Here is a 1947-nt window from a genome sequence, read left to right as displayed (position 1 = left end):
CTTGAATAAATTCAAAAACCTGACTTACTTTAGTGTGAGACTCTTGATACTTTTGCTGTTCCGGCTTCGCCCCGAAAGGCAAGGCCGGGTCGCCACCGCATCAAGCGCCCACACTTATCGGCTGTAAATTTTTAAAGATCGTTCGCGAAAGCGCCGTTAAAACTACCTGACTACCGGCTTCTTTCTGCGTTGCTGCGTCAGCAGCAGAGAAACGAGATTATGAAGACTCTTTCCCGCTTCGTCAACTGCTTTTTTTCGCTTACCGCCTGAAAAAGCCGCCGACTTCGCGTGCCGCCGGTTTCCGCGGCGGCCTTCGCATCCCGGACATCAGAGACATCGAACTGCGAAGGGGGCGAATCTTAACGCCGCAGCCGACGGGCTGCAAGGGAAATTTCGTCTATTTCCCGCCGAGCGCCGCCAAAGGCACAGCGTCGGCCATTGCCGCATAGCCCGCGTCGCTCGGATGGATGTGATCGCCGCTGTCGTAGCCGTAGCGCAGGCGCGCGGGATCAGCCGGATCGCGCAGCGCCGCATCGAAATCGACCACGCCGTCAAAAGCCGCGCTCGAGCGAATCCACTGGTTCACCGCCGTGCGGATCGCCTCGCGATCCGGGGGCAGTGAAGCCGGCGTGAGCGTCGCGCCGAGAATGCGCACGTTCCGCCCGTGCGCCTGCGCAATCACGCGGCGATAGCCCGCGATCAGATCGTTCGCATCCACATGCGTATGCGGGAAATCGCAGTCGAGGCCCGATCGCGCCGGCATCGCCTGGAAGTTGATGTCGTTGATGCCGATGAGCAGCACCACCGTCCGCACGCCCGGGTGGCCCAGCGCGTCGCGGCCGAAGCGTCGCTCGAGCGCCTCGCCGTAGCAAGGCGAATCGCTCAGCAGCCGGTTGCCGCTAATCCCGAGGTCGATCACCGCCAGGTCCGGGCGCTGCGACTGGGCGATCCGCCGCGCCAACGCGTCCGGCCAGCGACGGTTCTGATTGAGCGAGGAGCGCATGCCATCGGTGATCGAGTCGCCGATCGCGGCTATCGTCGATGCCCCCGGCGCCTCCACCGCCAGCCCCGTCACCCAAGCATACTGTGTAAAGCGCTCGGTGAACGCGCCAATCGACGGATCGGCGACGTGATTACCCGGACGCGAGACATAGTTCACCTGACTCGCAACGCGATGCCAGGCGACCATCTTCTGATCGGCTCCCATATAGGTGCTGATGGCATAAGGGGCGTGCGCCTTCACGTCGATACGCACAGGGTCGCTATCGAGTGCAGCGCCGGGGGGCACCGACACCGACGCCCGTCCACCAAAAGTGACCTTCACCGTCCCCGCTTCGCTTGCGGCCGCGCCGCCCGCAGACGGCGCGATCGCCATCGCCTCGATGACGAGTGGCGTGCGTCCGTACAGATTGCTGAGACGCACGCGCGCAACCGTGCCCGCGAGTGTCGGATACACGATCTGCCGAACGGTCCGCCCGGCGACCACTGGCGCGCGATACAGCGGCGGGAGCGCGTCGCGCTCGGGAATCGACTGGAGCGCCGTCGCCCAGTTAGTGACCCAGGCGCCGGAGGATTGATCGGCGAAGGCCGGGGACGTCGCGGCAAGCGAAATGAACAGAGCGGCCGCGAGGGGAGCAAAAACAATCTTCATCCGTGTATGAGTGCGCAGGCAAAGGGGGCATTGTGCCCGATGGCCCGCGGTGCAGCGTTGCATCCTCCTGCCATTCCGGCGCGCGCGTGACAACACAGGCCACCGCCCGGCAGAACCGCAAGCAATCTCGCTGGCGTCCTCGCTGAACACACTTGGGGCACCAAAATTTCTTGCTTTACCTCAAAAAATTCATTTACCGACCGGTCGGTTGGTTTATACTGCGCGACATACCCAACTTCGACGAGAGCGTCTCCATGTACACGCAATCCCTCGACATCCCCGGCAACGTCGCCCCG

General features: G+C 63.1%; 1 protein-coding gene. It reads right to left on the bottom strand.

The features are described 5' to 3' along the window. Positions 1-397: 397 nt before the first annotated feature. Positions 398-1651, bottom strand: a complete 1254-nt coding sequence (locus BMI01S_RS37210; protein ID WP_028215673.1) for an SGNH/GDSL hydrolase family protein — start codon at positions 1649-1651, stop codon at positions 398-400. Between the last annotated feature and the right edge of the window lie 296 nt (positions 1652-1947).

Origin of the sequence: Paraburkholderia mimosarum LMG 23256 = NBRC 106338 (assembly GCF_000739815.1) — a bacterium.
Lineage (GTDB): Bacteria > Pseudomonadota > Gammaproteobacteria > Burkholderiales > Burkholderiaceae > Paraburkholderia > Paraburkholderia mimosarum.
The sequence above is the reverse complement of the archived record's forward strand: the minus strand, read 5'-3'. Positions and strand labels throughout refer to the sequence as shown.

Coding starts and splice junctions, on each gene's coding strand:
- BMI01S_RS37210 (WP_028215673.1), bottom strand. CDS start 1,651: ATGAAGATTGTTTTTGCTCCCCTCGCGGCCGCTCTGTTCATTTCGCTT.